General features: G+C 45.3%; 19 protein-coding genes. 7 read left to right on the top strand and 12 right to left on the bottom strand.

Annotated elements, in window-relative coordinates; translation table 11 throughout:
* Nucleotides 1-32: 32 nt before the first annotated feature.
* The 7 genes from ICN16_RS02380 to ICN16_RS02410 form a co-directional block, all read right to left on the bottom strand.
* Entirely contained in the window at nt 33-1,088 is a 1,056-nt protein-coding gene (locus ICN16_RS02380; RefSeq protein WP_216133547.1) for a hypothetical protein, read from the bottom strand.
* Nucleotides 1,089-1,116: 28 nt separating this feature from the next.
* Complete coding sequence (lpoB, locus tag ICN16_RS02385; RefSeq protein ID WP_216133549.1) at nt 1,117-1,707, bottom strand: penicillin-binding protein activator LpoB; 591 nt, start codon at nt 1,705-1,707, stop codon at nt 1,117-1,119.
* A 35-nt stretch (nt 1,708-1,742) separates the two neighbouring features.
* A complete protein-coding gene (locus ICN16_RS02390; protein WP_216133551.1) occupies nt 1,743-2,099 on the bottom strand; it encodes a YcfL family protein in 357 nt (118 codons plus the stop codon).
* A gap of 11 nt (nt 2,100-2,110) precedes the next feature.
* Nucleotides 2,111-3,931: a COG3014 family protein gene (locus ICN16_RS02395; RefSeq protein WP_255533566.1), complete on the bottom strand. Its 1,821-nt coding sequence runs from the start codon at nt 3,929-3,931 to the stop codon at nt 2,111-2,113.
* A gap of 103 nt (nt 3,932-4,034) precedes the next feature.
* A complete protein-coding gene (locus ICN16_RS02400; RefSeq protein ID WP_216133553.1) occupies nt 4,035-5,039 on the bottom strand; it encodes a tripartite tricarboxylate transporter substrate binding protein in 1,005 nt (334 codons plus the stop codon).
* Between the two features lie 18 nt (nt 5,040-5,057).
* A complete protein-coding gene (locus ICN16_RS02405) occupies nt 5,058-5,621 on the bottom strand; it encodes a disulfide bond formation protein B (protein ID WP_216133555.1) in 564 nt (187 codons plus the stop codon).
* Between the two features lie 6 nt (nt 5,622-5,627).
* Nucleotides 5,628-5,786 carry a DUF5993 family protein gene (locus tag ICN16_RS02410; RefSeq protein WP_216133557.1) on the bottom strand — a complete coding sequence of 53 codons (159 nt, stop codon included), beginning with the start codon at nt 5,784-5,786 and terminating at the stop codon, nt 5,628-5,630.
* Between the two features lie 75 nt (nt 5,787-5,861).
* On the opposite strand from ICN16_RS02410, the gene ICN16_RS02415 reads away from it, so the two are divergent.
* Entirely contained in the window at nt 5,862-6,635 is a 774-nt protein-coding gene (locus tag ICN16_RS02415; protein WP_216133566.1) for an enoyl-CoA hydratase/isomerase family protein, read from the top strand.
* Nucleotides 6,636-6,656: 21 nt separating this feature from the next.
* On the opposite strand, the gene ICN16_RS02420 is transcribed toward ICN16_RS02415, so the two are convergent.
* The 4 genes from ICN16_RS02420 to ICN16_RS02435 form a co-directional block, all read right to left on the bottom strand.
* Nucleotides 6,657-7,349 (bottom strand): fumarylacetoacetate hydrolase family protein, encoded by a 693-nt coding sequence (locus ICN16_RS02420; RefSeq protein ID WP_216133568.1) that lies wholly within the window; start codon nt 7,347-7,349, stop codon nt 6,657-6,659.
* Nucleotides 7,350-7,424: 75 nt separating this feature from the next.
* Entirely contained in the window at nt 7,425-7,700 is a 276-nt protein-coding gene (locus ICN16_RS02425; RefSeq protein ID WP_216133570.1) for a SemiSWEET transporter, read from the bottom strand.
* 4 nt (nt 7,701-7,704) lie between these two features.
* On the bottom strand, nt 7,705-8,094 hold the full coding sequence (locus tag ICN16_RS02430) for a cytochrome c5 family protein (RefSeq protein ID WP_216133572.1): 390 nt from the start codon (nt 8,092-8,094) through the stop codon (nt 7,705-7,707).
* Nucleotides 8,095-8,209: 115 nt separating this feature from the next.
* Nucleotides 8,210-9,235: a substrate-binding domain-containing protein gene (locus tag ICN16_RS02435; RefSeq protein WP_216133574.1), complete on the bottom strand. Its 1,026-nt coding sequence runs from the start codon at nt 9,233-9,235 to the stop codon at nt 8,210-8,212.
* Between the two features lie 75 nt (nt 9,236-9,310).
* Here ICN16_RS02435 and ICN16_RS02440 point away from each other — a divergent pair, with 75 nt between their 5' ends.
* A complete protein-coding gene (locus ICN16_RS02440; protein ID WP_216133576.1) occupies nt 9,311-10,132 on the top strand; it encodes a substrate-binding domain-containing protein in 822 nt (273 codons plus the stop codon).
* Between the two features lie 16 nt (nt 10,133-10,148).
* Entirely contained in the window at nt 10,149-10,373 is a 225-nt protein-coding gene (locus ICN16_RS02445; protein WP_216133578.1) for a molybdopterin-binding protein, read from the top strand.
* Between the two features lie 87 nt (nt 10,374-10,460).
* Here the strand turns inward: ICN16_RS02445 and ICN16_RS02450 are convergent, their stop codons facing one another.
* Nucleotides 10,461-11,042: a hypothetical protein gene (locus ICN16_RS02450; RefSeq protein ID WP_255533567.1), complete on the bottom strand. Its 582-nt coding sequence runs from the start codon at nt 11,040-11,042 to the stop codon at nt 10,461-10,463.
* 185 nt (nt 11,043-11,227) lie between these two features.
* On the opposite strand from ICN16_RS02450, the gene ICN16_RS02455 reads away from it, so the two are divergent.
* The 4 genes from ICN16_RS02455 (at nt 11,228) to ICN16_RS02470 (ending at nt 14,089) form a co-directional block, all read left to right on the top strand.
* Nucleotides 11,228-11,650: a GNAT family N-acetyltransferase gene (locus ICN16_RS02455; protein WP_370625597.1), complete on the top strand. Its 423-nt coding sequence runs from the start codon at nt 11,228-11,230 to the stop codon at nt 11,648-11,650.
* A 15-nt stretch (nt 11,651-11,665) separates the two neighbouring features.
* Complete coding sequence (locus tag ICN16_RS02460; RefSeq protein WP_216133580.1) at nt 11,666-12,085, top strand: YbgC/FadM family acyl-CoA thioesterase; 420 nt, start codon at nt 11,666-11,668, stop codon at nt 12,083-12,085.
* A 22-nt stretch (nt 12,086-12,107) separates the two neighbouring features.
* Entirely contained in the window at nt 12,108-12,698 is a 591-nt protein-coding gene (locus tag ICN16_RS02465) for a hypothetical protein (RefSeq protein WP_216135612.1), read from the top strand.
* Between the two features lie 107 nt (nt 12,699-12,805).
* Complete coding sequence (locus ICN16_RS02470; RefSeq protein ID WP_216133582.1) at nt 12,806-14,089, top strand: DEAD/DEAH box helicase; 1,284 nt, start codon at nt 12,806-12,808, stop codon at nt 14,087-14,089.
* The last annotated feature ends 36 nt before the right edge of the window (nt 14,090-14,125 follow it).

A 14,125-nucleotide genomic window follows, 5' to 3' on the forward strand; every position in this document is an offset into this window, starting at 1 on the left:
GCCTTAGTCACGCCTTTGCTTTGCTTGTCTACTTACTTGTAAACTTTCAAAGTAGAAGCATCATCATCCAAGCGTCTCTTTAGATTGCGCTGCTGCCCTGCAGATCCTGGATTATTCGTAATAAAGTTTTGATCGGCCAAATGCTTGCGAACATCTTCCGCCAAATCTAAAGAAGCCAACTTCATTAACTTTGCATTACTAGGTTTATGACCGGTATCTCTTCCGTCGATCTGAACATCCTTGCCTTCACCTGAGGCGACAAATGATGCCACGATTTGAGATGTCTTAGTGTCGACAATATTAAAGTCCACTGTCACCTCAAGAGTGATCTGTTGCGATGTCGATTTTGTACCAGGAATATCGGCCACATTATCTGTAGTAGAGACCTCAGCTAAAACGCCATACAGCACATAATCAGCATCACCGAAATCACCCGCCTTAATACGCTTCACGATATCAAAGAACTCGTCACCTTGATTAGGCGCAGCTACGGTAGCCTTAGCTTGCACCACTTTGTAGCCTGACTTAATTAATAAACCACGAATTGGGTTTGCCAAGTAACGCAATTCGCCATACTCATTATTAGCCTGGTAACCAGACTTCTTCATGCTTTGAGTGTTGGCACTCGAAGAGCTAGCACTTGATGGCGCTGAATCAACCACGGGGGCTGGGGGCGCGCCTGCACCAGGACTAGTCGCCTTTGGATCAGCCAAATTAGTGAACTTCACAGGAAACGCAGATGAATTTGCACCGCCAGTAAGCGCAGAAGCATCCGCCTTATCGGCATCCACCTCAATTGTTTTTGGGGCAATCGTGGAAGAGATGCTATTGCCAGTAGTTGTTCTAGTCTCTTCAATAAAGGTTAGGTTTTTACCTTCCCTTTTGAAATAGATATCAGTCACAGCAATCGACTTCGAATCCGCTTTCAGAGCCTCGGCATTAATGACTGGATTCTTTGGTGGATCAGCAGGTACCTGACCAACAATCGCAGATTCCGCTTTTGGAGCGGGTGGTTTGGTAGCGCAGCCAGCCAAAAATACCAGACCAACACTCGTGCAAGCGAATAAGGTTTTTTTACTTAATAACATTCAATCCTCTACTGTATGGTGTGGCGTATCAGCGCGTTGCAGTCTTACGAATCTCTTTTTCATCAGCCCACTCAAGTAGGCCGGATTCATTATTAATGAGATTCAAATTAAAGACGTAGTAAACATCTTTAACATCCTTGGTGTTTTTCACAATAGAAGCAATGGATCCCTCAATACGATATTGCGCGCCTTGCATATTGCCTGTTTTAGCAATTGTGCTGTTCTTATAGAGGCCTGACTGGTTCTGACGCTTCAGCTCATCTGTTTGATTTTGCATTTCAGAGACACTAACCGCAAATCGCACTTGGCCACTCTTCATGAGTTGCGTGCGGATCTTATCCGTAATCACTCGCGTATCAATATACTCAGATGTCTTGTTCTTCACATCTGCCAAAGTCACAATGGGGGCATCCTTGCTACCAGAGATTGCTTTAGATTGCAGCAATGATCTTGTCATTGCCTCGGCAATCATTTGCAGATCAGTCGATCCATAATTGGCATTCACTGTCTCAACAGCCTTCGCATCCCCATAGCGCACTTGCGGGCCTGAACATGCAGCTAGAGTTGCTGCAGATAAAGCAATGGCGGATAACTGAATAGTTTTCATGTTCATAGTCATTTTATTAAGTCCTAATATCTTCTAATGTACTTTTTTTATTTGTATTGATTTAACTCAAAACGAAAGTCTGTAGCATCTGGTGTTGGGGCTATCCCCATAATAACGGTCGACTGACCCTTTCCGACTGTCACGGGCTTCCATGGCTCTTCATCGGTTACGGTCATACCGTTCTTACCAATCCACTTAAATCGATAAGAAACAAGATTGGATTTGCTGTCATTCTGAATAGTCACTTGCGCGGTCAATACACCGTTACGCACCAGACTTCGCATATCAGTAATTTGAACGCTATCTGTATCACCCATACGTACTGTCATATCTTTCATGGATGGAGTTGAATTACATGCCGCTAGTGCAAGCGCTGTTAACAGAATGGCAAGGTACTTATTCATCGGGGTCTTTCCTATTTAAAAAACTGCTGCAAACTGTTTAGCAGATTGGGTTGTTCATCCACCTTTACCTCTTCTATATTACTGCTTGCGGGGCTGTCAGTGGAAGCCGGACTGGAATCTGGCAATTTAGACTGAGCTCCGACTGGAGCGGGGGCAACTACCGCATTAGTAACGGGGAGTGGTGCTGTAGGAGCAGGCTCCTCAGGTTTTGGATCCTGAAAACTGCCCCAGAGTTTCTTGAGACCATCAAGAGCGCTTCCTGATGGTTGGGATGGCGGCAATATAGAGGAAGAAACGGTCGCAGGGATGGCGGCCGGGACTTCATTCAAGCTACCGACAACCGGTGCAGGAACTACTGATTTGGGCGGAAGCGCCGCAGGATCATTTGATGTCAGTACTGTCGCCCGATTTCTAAACATACGAATATAGACAACGTTATACCCACCTACTAAATTGACTGTCTGAGACGCTGTTACTCCAGATGGCAAAGTGTATTTCAGCACAGTGGGCCCAATTGGCAGACCCATTCTGGCCATATAAGTTTGTGCAGGCAAGGTTGACCAATGACGTACATCGGTCACGTTAATTGCTTGCAAGCCATATCCCATGATCATTCCTGCAATAGCGCCAATGAGGACAGCGGTACCGTTGTTCTGGTTATTTTGGTTATTTCTATTTGCTGCTTGCTGGGCAGCTTGATCTGCCGCATATTGTGCTGCCAGGGATACAAGTGCTCTTGAGGAGGCTCTTAAGACATAGGCCGGCATTTCATCGCGCAAGTTCTTGCGAGCCATCGCATCAATATTCGCAACCAGTTCCGGGTTAGCCACCCTATCACCTAATTGAATCAATGATGGTCTAAAGCGCTCGGTCGATGGCTCGATAACCGGAAAGGTTAAGGTAACCAACTTTGAATTGCCGCCGATATTAAAAGTTTGGCTAATTTGATAAGGGACAATTTTTGGCATGTATCCCGTATCGATCACGATCAAGGTATCAGCAAATGATTTTTTACTGCGATTGGCAATATTTGAGTCTAACTTGGCAATACTGGTTTTAAAGAAATTGACTTGTGGACGTAACTCAATTGCGAGACGATATCCCGGAGCAGCCAAGCTAGCCTCGCCTTGTGACTCATGAATAAAACCTGACAAGTAATAAGCCCCCGGATTTTGATACGAGTTCTTGAGGCTACGCGTTTCTTCATCATCTAATAAATTAATGGGATAACCACTGATATTTTCAATGCGGCTGGTAGCGCCCTGAGTCTTTGGGTTAGCTTTCTGCTCACCCTCCACCTTGGATACTGCCGAAACCTTGCTTTGAATCAGCCCTTCAATGACCTTTTCTCGCTGCGCCATTTTTTTAGCTTCCACCATGGCGTCATCCCATCGACCTTGAGAAAGATGGTTCAAAGCTAAAGTTTGACTTAATAAACTGATTTCATAAGGCTTGGGTTCGTACTCACTACTCAAGCCTTCAGATAAAACATAAGAACTGACCCCTGAAAAAGAGCGTCTTAGCTTGTCGCTGGTTGTTATCTCCCAACGATCTACCAATTGGTCTGCAGCTAATAGATTTTGCGTACTATTCGGAATCCGAGCAGGCCCTTGTAAGCGCTGCACTTCACCCATCTCCATGTAGTAGAGGGTATTTTTATCTTTGAACGCACCTTGAATAACCGCGGCAGTATTTTGCAGATCCCCGTTCTTGAACGACTCCTTAGTTTCATTCATCTTCAACTGCTGAGTCTGGGTTGCACAGCCAGCCAATAAGGCAACCGCAAGCATGATGCTGAGTTTAGAAAAGTCTAATGCTGAAAATTTAAGCAAATTAGTAGTTTGGTGGATTTGGAAGAAAAACAATTGCGACTTCATTTGGCTGTCATGCCTATAACGCCTGAAAACAGGCTAAGGCTGACATAAAAAGGGCTTATTACTCTAATTTTGCGCCTGACTTATAAACCACTCTACCCCATTTATTGGTCTCGGACTGAATCAACTTGGAAAGCTCTTGCGGACTACCTGGAGCAGGCTCGAGACCGCTAGCTAGTAGCTTCTTTCTGACATCAGGCTGACTGAGGGCTTGGCGAGTTAAGGTATTCAAGCGTTTTTGCAGGACTGGGGGTAGATTGGCGGGCGCCATCAGTGAAAACCAAGATATTGCCTCGAAACCAGGCAAGCCCTGCTCAGCCATAGTTGGAATCTCGGGGGCTGCCGATGACCGCTTTAAGGTGGTTACCGCCAAAGCCTGCACCTCACCGGCCTTAATCAGGGGCAAGGATGAAGATAGATTATCAAAGAGCATTGAAATCCGACCGCTAATTAGATCGGGTAAAGATTGCGCCCTCCCCTTGTACGGAATATGCCGAATCTGCACTCCAGTCATTTCTTTAAAAAGCTCACCGGACATATGTAAAGAAGTGCCAACACCTGAGGAGCCAAAAGTGAGCTCATTGGGTTTTGCTTTAGCGAGCTCAATTAGTTCGTGCAAATTGTTCACACCCAACTTCTTATTCACTACTAGTACATTGGGTGTGCTCGCCAAGAAGCTGATGGGCGTGAAATCATTTATCGGATGAAAAGGAAGCTTTTCATAAAGCGCCCCATTGATCGCATGAATACCCACCGTGCCAATGAGTAAGGTATATCCATCGGGCTCACTCTTTGCCACTAGGTCAGCGCCAATATTGCCGCCATAGCCAGGACGATTCTCGACTAGAACTGGAACTCCCAAACTTTGCTGCCAATTCTCAGCAAGTACGCGAGCCAAAATATCGGGTGCACCACCTGGCGTAAACGTCACGACAATCCGAATCGCCTGCTTAGGCCAAGTAGTATTAGTGCTGGATTTAGCTGTTTGTGCTTGAGCCGCATTAGCAAAGCTCAGACAAGTAATCAGGATCGCCAGACTCTTTAGCATCTGAAAAGTGATCTTCATGCAATCACTCGCATTTTGTTAAATACCAAAACGGTTACGCAACCAGATCCATCCCTCGTATTTAACAGGATCATCAGCACAAGGGCCGATACCGCATTCCAAGAGCGTGGATGCGAAGTTAGCAAAGACTAAAACGATAAATAGAATGACTAATATATTTGCAAACAGGGAACGTGAACGCACTTCGCGATTAGGCAGCATTAACAAAATAGCAAGGCCAGCGATCAAACCGAGATAGCCAACAAAAGCCCAAGTGTAAAAATGCAACTCTAGAAAGGTTGCCCCAAATCCTTTATCGCCCGGCAAGATATGCAAAAGTACTTGGCGCAAAGAGACGGTCATTCCCACTAAGCCACCAATGATGCCCCATCCATAGTGAGAAGAATGGGCGCCACATCGAATATTGAGCACTAGGGCAAAACCAATGATCACAAAACCAATTCGCTGCATTAAGCACAGAGGACAAGGCAACTCACCAAAATAAAGTTGATCGACAAAAGCATAAGACAGCATGCCAACGATCGCAGCTAGAGCGAGCTGATTACCTAGACCGGCCAGCGAAGGAAGGGAATGCTTATTCACATTTCCTCACAGACTAATATTTAAGTGGTTTGTTGCGTGAATTCGGAACCAGAACATCAGAATACCGACGGTGATAGCGAGCACTGCAAGACCTGCCAGACGCTTCTCAAACCAAACGAGGACAAGGCCGATAAAGGCCGTCAGGAAAGGTAGAAACATATACATAAATGAATTCTATCGCAGGTCGATTCAAACCCTGAAAACAAGCAGTTCAAAGGGTCTTTTGTATAGAATGCACTCATGAACTCCACCCCACCTTGTATCGACCTCCGGCTCGACGGAGCTATCGCCCGAATTACCTTCAATAATCCTACGGCACGCAATGCCTTAACCTGGCCAATGTACGAAGAGCTCAAGCGAATTTGCGATGACATAGCAGATAAACCAGAGATCAAGGTAGCGATATTCAGGGGTGCTGGCGACAAGGCATTTGTGTCAGGTAGCGATATTCAGCAATTTGTCGACCTGAAAGAAAATGAGGCCTATGAAGTTGCAGTCGATGCCATTTTTCACTCCTTGCAGCACCTACCCATTCCCACCATTGCGCTGATCGAAGGTTTAGCTGTCGGTAGCGGCTTATTGATTGCTACTGCTTGCGATTTCAGAATATCAACTACTGATGCACGCTTTGGCATTCCAGTAGCAAAGACTTTGGGAAATTGTCTATCACCAAGCAATCTGTCATGGATAGCAAACCATTTAGGCGTTCCAATGGTGAAACGGATGCTGCTCACCGCAGAACTCATCAAGGCGCCAGAGTTGCAGAACTCAGGCTACCTGTATCAAACCGCTACCCCAGAAGAAATGACAGGTGCAGCTGAAGCTTTGGCTAGCAAATTATCAGCACTAGCGCCAATTACTCAAAAGGCCAGCAAAGTCACATTGGCACGCTTGATGGAAAGCAATTTACCGGATTGCACCGAACTCATGAGAGAGACCTACAACAGCGTCGACTTCAAAGAAGGAGTGAATGCCTTCCTTGAAGGACGCCCACCAAAGTGGCTTGGCAAGTAGTGCTCTGTAAATCCTATTAGATTAAATAATCTTGATTTTGAGTGGAGTAAGGCCTTCGACGCTACCCTCAAGCACGTCACCTTTTTTAACAGGGCCTACACCTGCAGGTGTACCAGACATAATTAAATCGCCTGGCTCGAGCGTAAATAAAGTAGAGAGGTAAGCAATCGTGTCTGGAACATTCCAGATTAGCTGGTTTAAATCGCCCTCTTGGCGTACTTCACCATTCACCAATAGCTTTACTGCACCCTTGCTCGGATGTCCGAACTGAGCGGCAGGAGTAATAGCTGCACAAGGGGCTGACTGATCAAAGGCTTTACCAGTATCCCAAGGACGCCCCATTTTCTTAGCCTCGCCTTGCAAGTCACGACGAGTCATATCTAAACCAACGCCATAACCATATACATGCTCGAGCGCTTTATCCGCAGGAATATTGGCGCCACCCTTGCCAATAGCCACGATCATCTCGACCTCATGATGCACATCGTTCGACAGGTTTGGGTATTGCATATCTTTACCATCAGCCACGATTGAGTTCGCCGGCTTCATGAAAAAGAATGGTGGCTCACGGTCGGGATCGTGACCCATTTCGCGAGCATGATCAGCATAGTTACGACCAACGCAATAAATCCGGTTCACGGCAAATCGACGTGTGTCACCCACTACAGGAAGTGATGGAACGATCGGTGGATCAATAACGTATGCGGTGCTCATGATTAGCCTTTCTAATGGGTGTCTAATTTTTAATAATTATTGTGTGAATTCATTATGACATTACTTGAAGGAAGGTCATTTGTGATCTTTGGTACGCAGCTTGAGAACCAAAATGCTCAAAGCTAAGGCAAAGGTTAAGGCATTGGCCAGAATTAAAGGCCAGGTCTCAATCATGAGGCCATAAATAAGCCATAAACCTACCCCAGCAGTAAATAAGCTATACATGCCTACCGATATTCCAGAGAGATCTCGGGTACGCCAGGATTGAATAGCCTGGGGCAGAAAAGCGATCGTTGTCAGAAACGCAGCGCAGTAACCAATAATCTCAATCTGATGTGGCTGTAAGTTCATTCAATTACTGCTTTTTATTAAGACCGGCTTTGCGCGCTTCAATTTCTTTATTAATTGCAGCCAAGGTTTTTGCATCCGGAGTCTTCCAGTTGCCACCGGCTTTATTGGCCATATAAGCCACAGCGTCCGAGAAAGCCTCAACTGTGAGGTTAGGATTGCCACCCTTGGCAGGCATACCCCTCACGCCAACGTAAGCGTGAGCCGTCAGAGTGACCTGACCTTCAGCAATCAAAGGAGCCCACTTAGCCTTATCGCCAAACTTAGGCGCATTCAAAACGCCAGAGCCATGACAGGCTGCACAAACTTGCTTATAAGTATTTTCACCCGGCTCAGCAAAGGCAGAAAAGCTCAGAACACTAGCAGCAAGAATCCAAGGGCGAAGAGATAGAGTCATATCGATACCAATAAAGTTTGTTGGGAATGACAACAATGTATCTCAATTTTTAAACGAATGTATTAATTAAGCCCAATTCCAGCACAAATGGGTTGCAGATTGGGTGATTAAAACCTTAAAGCCACCCGGCGATCTGCTTCTTTAATCCAATGGATTTATAACCAGGACTAGCGCTGGAAAGGACTCGAATTTTTCGAATGAGTTTGGCTAGATCGGGATTAGTACTGAGGTCCTCATTCATAGCCAGAAAGAAAATTTCCTCCTTGAGCTGTATGAAATCCAAGCCATTCTCCAAGGCAATACTTTTTACACCCATACCGACATCTGCTTTTTTAGCCAATATCGCCGTAGCAATTGCAGAGTGGGTGAACTCCTCATTCTCGTAACCCTTAATGCGGATAGCATCGATACCATCTTTTGCCAAAATAGTATCGAGCAATAGGCGCGTTCCAGACCCCTTCTGCCGATTGATAAAGCGAATCTTGGGTCTTAATAAATCCTTGGGCGAAATAATATTGAGCGGATTACCTTTGGCAACCAATAGACCTTGTACACGTTTCATTACCGGAAATATTTGCATTCCCTCTTTTTGGAGTCTCTTGGAAATAATCTGAGAGCTTTGTGGATCTGAAACATGGAAGCCCGCAATATCAACCTCGTAATTCAATAGGCGCTCCAGAGCCTCACCCGATCCAGCGGTAATTAGCTCAAAGCCACCAATCTCGAAAACTGCCTTTTGAATAATGGGATCGCTACTACTAGCAAAGCGCCACTGTTTTTTTGCCTTGACCCTAAACTGAGCAAAACCCTCTTCTAAGTGCAACAGACTGGATTGACCCAAACGCATCGTCTTTTGATCAAAGTCCTCGGTAAATTGAATCAAGTATCTGGCGTATTCCGACAACTGGGATCCATGCCCCCTCACCCTGTCTATGAGCTTAAAGCCGAGCGCCTGCTCTACATCGTTGAGTTTTTGCCACACATTTCTATAAGACAAGCCCATTTTCTTACAGGCAGACATAAGTGTTTTGCCATGCTCAATGTCTTTTAACAGGACGGTCAACCACACCAAATCGACCACTGCCGGGTCTTTTGCGTTTTTACTACCAAAAACGAGGGTTGGCCGGATCTGAATTCTCATATGTAATTTTTTGCATATTCATGTTTTGTAATATGACAAATCTTAACCGAACCTACCTAAGGGAAGTGAACTCAAATGAAATTGTCATTTAACAGATTACTGGCAACCGCCATTACTGCGCTAGCACTTTTAAGCAATTTTGCTTACGCGCAAGAGAAAAGTATTGTGGTGTCATCCACAACCTCAACAGAGCAATCAGGTCTTTTTGGCTTCATGTTGCCAATCTTCAAAATGAAAACCGGTATTGATGTCAAAGTGGTTGCTGTTGGTACTGGCCAAGCACTAGACATTGGTCGTCGTGGTGATGCAGACGTCGTGTTTGTGCATGACAAGCCTGCAGAAGAGAAGTTTGTTAGCGAGGGTTATGCAACCAAGCGCACAGAAGTTATGTATAACGACTTCGTATTGATTGGACCTAAATCTGATCCAGCCAAAATTGGCGGCGGCAAAGATATCAAAGTTGCGTTTCAGAAGATTGCAACTGCTCAAGCTCCATTCGTATCACGCGGCGATAAGAGCGGCACACATGCTGCAGAGTTACGCTACTGGAAAGATGCTGGCGTCACAGTAGCACCTAGCGCCTGGTATAAAGAGACTGGTTCAGGCATGGGTCCTGCTCTCAATACTGCATCCGCAATGAATGGCTACATCTTGGCTGATCGCGCTACCTGGTTGGCATTTAAAAACCGTGGTGACCTAGCTATCTTGGTTCAAGGCGATCCAAAACTATTTAATCAATATGGTGTCATGTTGGTAAATCCAGCTAAGTTCCCACATGTGAAAAAAGCTGAAGGACAAGCATTTATCGATTGGATCACTTCCAAGAATGGTCAAGACGTGATTGCTAGCTACCAAATTGGTGGCGAACAACTCTTCTTTCCAAATGCTAAGAAATAATTAACCGGGAAAAATCATGGAACTAAAAGTCAAACTCAGCGCACGCAATACCCTCAGCGGCAAAGTAGTCGAGCTCAAAATGGGTCAAACCACTTCTCATGTGAAGCTGGATATTGGCGCCGGTCATATCGTAACCGCCTCCATTACTAATGAGGCTGTGGATGAACTCAAACTCAAGGTTGGTGATCAAGCTTGGGCAGTAATCAAGGCTTCTGATGTCATGATTGCTAAAGACGCTTAATCAGTAGTTGATATGCAAAAGGCCCGCATTGCGGGCCTTTTTTCTTTACTGCTTCAGCACTTTAAATGCTGAATTAGTTTTGAATACTTATTTCTTTGGCGCTACAAAACCAATTGCTGTGTCATCAACGAACTCAACCAACACGTCGTCACCAGCCTTAAATTTCTCAAGACCTAAAACGCTCTGATCTACCTTCACTTTTTGCTTCTCGCCTGATGGCAATGTGAATGTCACTACACGAGTTTTCGCATCGATTGTGCCAATCTTCACAGTTGCATAAACAGTATCAGTAGTCTCTTCAAATGGCTTTGCGGAACCTTTGCCCGAAACCACTACTGAACGCACACCTGAAACTCCTGGTTTTGCGCCCTTAGGAGCAGCAACTAAACCAACTGCAATCGCTTGAGCATGCTCAACCACAAACACATCGCCCTTCTTCACTTTATCTAAATCATTTACTTGTTTAGATACGTTCATTTGAGCCAAGTTACCGTTAGCATCCTTAAGAACAACGATACGATTCTTTACGTCCACTGAATCAACGGTAGCGGTCAATACAACTGCTTCAGCTGCCAAAGGCAACATTTTTGCAGGAGCTTGAGCAAATGCTGAGCTTGCAACTACCAAACCGAGTGAGGCAACTAATGTAGCCAATAAAGATTTCTTCAAGATAACTCCTAGATAAAGGTTTATGAGGGGCGCCAATCATCTGGCACCACCAATCCATTTTAACCATGAAGTGGCTTACTTATAAGCCTTAGAGCTAATATTTAAAGCCTAAATCGGTGCAATTTGCTACATTGGAGTCTTAATGGCCCATTCTCCTGAATAGATTGATAACAAAGAGACAGCGCGTGATCTTGATTAAATCCTGGCAGGATGCCAAACCAGATGCTTGGACAATCCGCAAGCGTGTCTTCATTAAAGAGCAAGATGTTCCTGAGGAAATGGAGCTTGATGAACATGACCCAGCGGCACTGCATGCCCTAGCTTACATAGGATCCCAATGTATCGGGACAGCTCGCCTGCTGACCTTACCTAACAATATGGGGAAGATTGGGCGCATGGCTGTATTGCCCGCTTATCGCAGACAAGGCATTGGCAAAAATTTAATGGGCGCCCTGCTTGATCAGAGCAAGTCCCAGGGTATTACTAAACTGAAGTTACATGCCCAACTCACTGCTATTCCGTTTTATGAGCAATTTGGGTTTATTGCAGAAGGTGATGTCTATAACGAGGCAGGTATTGCACATCGCGATATGATTCTATTTATCTAAAAGCATCTTACTGACATGACTCAATTGACCAACCCGCCCTTCCTCTTTCGTGTTTGCTATTCGGATACGGATGCCGCAGGATTTGTGTATCACGCTCGCTATCTCGAGATTTTTGAGCGTAGTCGCTCCGAATGGTTGCAACAAAGAGGTTTGAGCCCAACAAAATTAGTTAAGGAATTTGGGATCGTTCTCCCCGTTCGTGAAATCACGATGAATTTTCATAGGCCTGGGCGTTTAGATGATCTGCTGAGCATTGATCAAATCATCGAGCATCGTGGAAGAACCCAAATTGCGGTGAAACAAACTGCAAAACGGATTGTTGAGGGCCTCGAGCCAGAGCTCATTGCTAGCGCGGTACTTCATATTGTCTGCGTTGACACCACCACCCTAAAGCCTAAGGGTCTACCTGACTGGCTATTTGCGGCTGACCAATAACATCACTACTGAAGAGACTTCAATGCAAGAAGGCAAGTTACTGACATTTGTAAAAGAGCTCGCAATACTGCTAGAGAGCAAACCTAGCGAAGAGATTATTTTCTCCAAAGGAAAGAATCTTTTAGAAAATCTGATTCGCGTTGATGACTGGTTGCCAGAAGAATTTTGTAAACCGCATCCACAGTACTACCAACAATACTTGCTATATGCAGATCCACTTGATCGTTTTTCAGTTGTTAGTTTTGTTTGGGGTCCTGGTCAAAAGACGCCATTACATAACCATACTGTCTGGGGCATGGTCGGTCAATTACGTGGGCAAGAACGAAGTGCAAACTACTACCAACAAGCTGATGGCAGTTACAAGGCTGATGAATCCTTCCTTTGCCAGCCAGGTCAAGTAGCCACCGTATCCCCTGATACGCATGACATCCACGTAGTGGAGAATGCTTTAAGCGACCAAACATCTATCAGCATCCATGTGTATGGCGGAAATATTGGCCGTATCCAACGCGCAGTATTCGACCCCATTACGGGCTCAGAAAAATTGTTTATCTCGGGATATGCTAATTCTGTAACACCCAATCTTTGGAATGCAGCAGAGAAAGTGTCCTGATAGCTTAAAATATGGACTCTTTCTGCAAACACTGTAAGTGTGGCAGCTCACCCCATTGACCGGGATAGTCGTTTAATTGAATACGGGTCAATATTTATTTGGCCCCTATGTTATTTACAGATCTCGGTTTATCAGAATCCATTCTTCGCGCTATTAGCGAGGAAGGCTACACCAGCCCTACCCCTATTCAAGAAAAATCCATTCCCGCCGTCTTAAAGGGTGGAGATTTACTTGCTGCCGCTCAAACCGGCACTGGTAAAACTGCAGGGTTTACTCTGCCGATCTTGCAGCGCCTAAGCAGCACCGCCAAAGTTGGCGGCAAACGTCAATTACGCGTATTGATTCTGACCCCTACCCGTGAGTTAGCGGCACAAGTTCAAGAATCTGTCGTGACCTACGGTAAATATACGGGCTTGAAATCCACTGTCATCTTTGGCGGTGTCGGTGCAAACCCACAGATTAAAGCGATTGCTGCAGGCTTAGATATTTTGGTTGCAACGCCTGGTCGCCTACTTGACCTCATGTCTCAGAACTGCGTCTCACTCGCCAATATTGAAATCCTCGTCTTGGACGAAGCAGATCGCATGTTGGATATGGGCTTTCTGCGTGATATCAAAAAGATTTTGGCTGCATTGCCAAAGCAACGTCAGAACTTACTGTTTTCAGCAACCTTCTCTACCGAGATCAAGGCTTTGGCTGATGGCTTACTTAATTCACCAGCATTGATTGAAGTGGCGCGCAGTAACAGCACAAATGAAGCCATTGCTCAACTCATTCATCCGGTAGACAGAACCCAAAAGCATCCTTTGTTGGCGCATTTGATTAAAACCAATCAGTGGCAACAGGTTCTCGTATTTACACGTACCAAACATGGCGCCAATAAGTTGGTTACTCAGCTTGAAAAAGATGGCATTACTGCGATGGCGATTCATGGCAATAAGAGTCAAAGTGCTCGCACTAAAGCTTTAGCTGAATTTAAGGATGGAAAAATCACCGTCTTAGTAGCTACCGATATCGCAGCTCGTGGAATCGATATTGATCAACTCCCCCATGTTGTGAACTATGACTTGCCCAACGTATCCGAAGACTATGTGCACCGCATTGGAAGAACGGGTAGAGCTGGATCAAATGGTGTTGCGGTATCTTTGGTCTGTGTTGATGAACATCAGATGCTGCGAGATATTGAAAAACTAATTAAGCAAAAACTTCCCCAAGAGGTGATTGCTGGATTTGAGCCAGACCCTAATGCCGTAGCCCAACCAATCCAATTGCGCAGCCAACAGCACCAACAATCTAGAAAGCCTCGGCCAGGTAATGCCGGTGGTGGTAATGGCGGAGGCAAACCTGCGGCTAAACGTAGTAGCCCACCAAAGAGAAGTTTTAATCGATAAATCTCCGCTAATATTGCATCCACACTATTGATACAT

The organism is Polynucleobacter sp. es-MAR-4 (genome assembly GCF_018882055.1).
Lineage (GTDB): Bacteria > Pseudomonadota > Gammaproteobacteria > Burkholderiales > Burkholderiaceae > Polynucleobacter.

What these genes read in the sequence shown, in the direction of transcription:
- ICN16_RS02380 (WP_216133547.1), bottom strand. Translation starts at nt 1,088, where the DNA reads ATGTTATTAAGTAAAAAAACCTTATTCGCTTGCACGAGTGTTGGTCTG.
- lpoB (WP_216133549.1), bottom strand. Translation starts at nt 1,707, where the DNA reads ATGACTATGAACATGAAAACTATTCAGTTATCCGCCATTGCTTTATCT.
- ICN16_RS02390 (WP_216133551.1), bottom strand. Translation starts at nt 2,099, where the DNA reads ATGAATAAGTACCTTGCCATTCTGTTAACAGCGCTTGCACTAGCGGCA.
- ICN16_RS02400 (WP_216133553.1), bottom strand. Translation starts at nt 5,039, where the DNA reads ATGAAGATCACTTTTCAGATGCTAAAGAGTCTGGCGATCCTGATTACT.
- ICN16_RS02410 (WP_216133557.1), bottom strand. Translation starts at nt 5,786, where the DNA reads ATGTATATGTTTCTACCTTTCCTGACGGCCTTTATCGGCCTTGTCCTC.
- ICN16_RS02415 (WP_216133566.1), top strand. Translation starts at nt 5,862, where the DNA reads ATGAACTCCACCCCACCTTGTATCGACCTCCGGCTCGACGGAGCTATC.
- ICN16_RS02420 (WP_216133568.1), bottom strand. Translation starts at nt 7,349, where the DNA reads ATGAGCACCGCATACGTTATTGATCCACCGATCGTTCCATCACTTCCT.
- ICN16_RS02425 (WP_216133570.1), bottom strand. Translation starts at nt 7,700, where the DNA reads ATGAACTTACAGCCACATCAGATTGAGATTATTGGTTACTGCGCTGCG.
- ICN16_RS02430 (WP_216133572.1), bottom strand. Translation starts at nt 8,094, where the DNA reads ATGACTCTATCTCTTCGCCCTTGGATTCTTGCTGCTAGTGTTCTGAGC.
- ICN16_RS02435 (WP_216133574.1), bottom strand. Translation starts at nt 9,235, where the DNA reads ATGAGAATTCAGATCCGGCCAACCCTCGTTTTTGGTAGTAAAAACGCA.
- ICN16_RS02440 (WP_216133576.1), top strand. Translation starts at nt 9,311, where the DNA reads ATGAAATTGTCATTTAACAGATTACTGGCAACCGCCATTACTGCGCTA.
- ICN16_RS02445 (WP_216133578.1), top strand. Translation starts at nt 10,149, where the DNA reads ATGGAACTAAAAGTCAAACTCAGCGCACGCAATACCCTCAGCGGCAAA.
- ICN16_RS02460 (WP_216133580.1), top strand. Translation starts at nt 11,666, where the DNA reads ATGACTCAATTGACCAACCCGCCCTTCCTCTTTCGTGTTTGCTATTCG.
- ICN16_RS02465 (WP_216135612.1), top strand. Translation starts at nt 12,108, where the DNA reads ATGCAAGAAGGCAAGTTACTGACATTTGTAAAAGAGCTCGCAATACTG.
- ICN16_RS02470 (WP_216133582.1), top strand. Translation starts at nt 12,806, where the DNA reads ATGTTATTTACAGATCTCGGTTTATCAGAATCCATTCTTCGCGCTATT.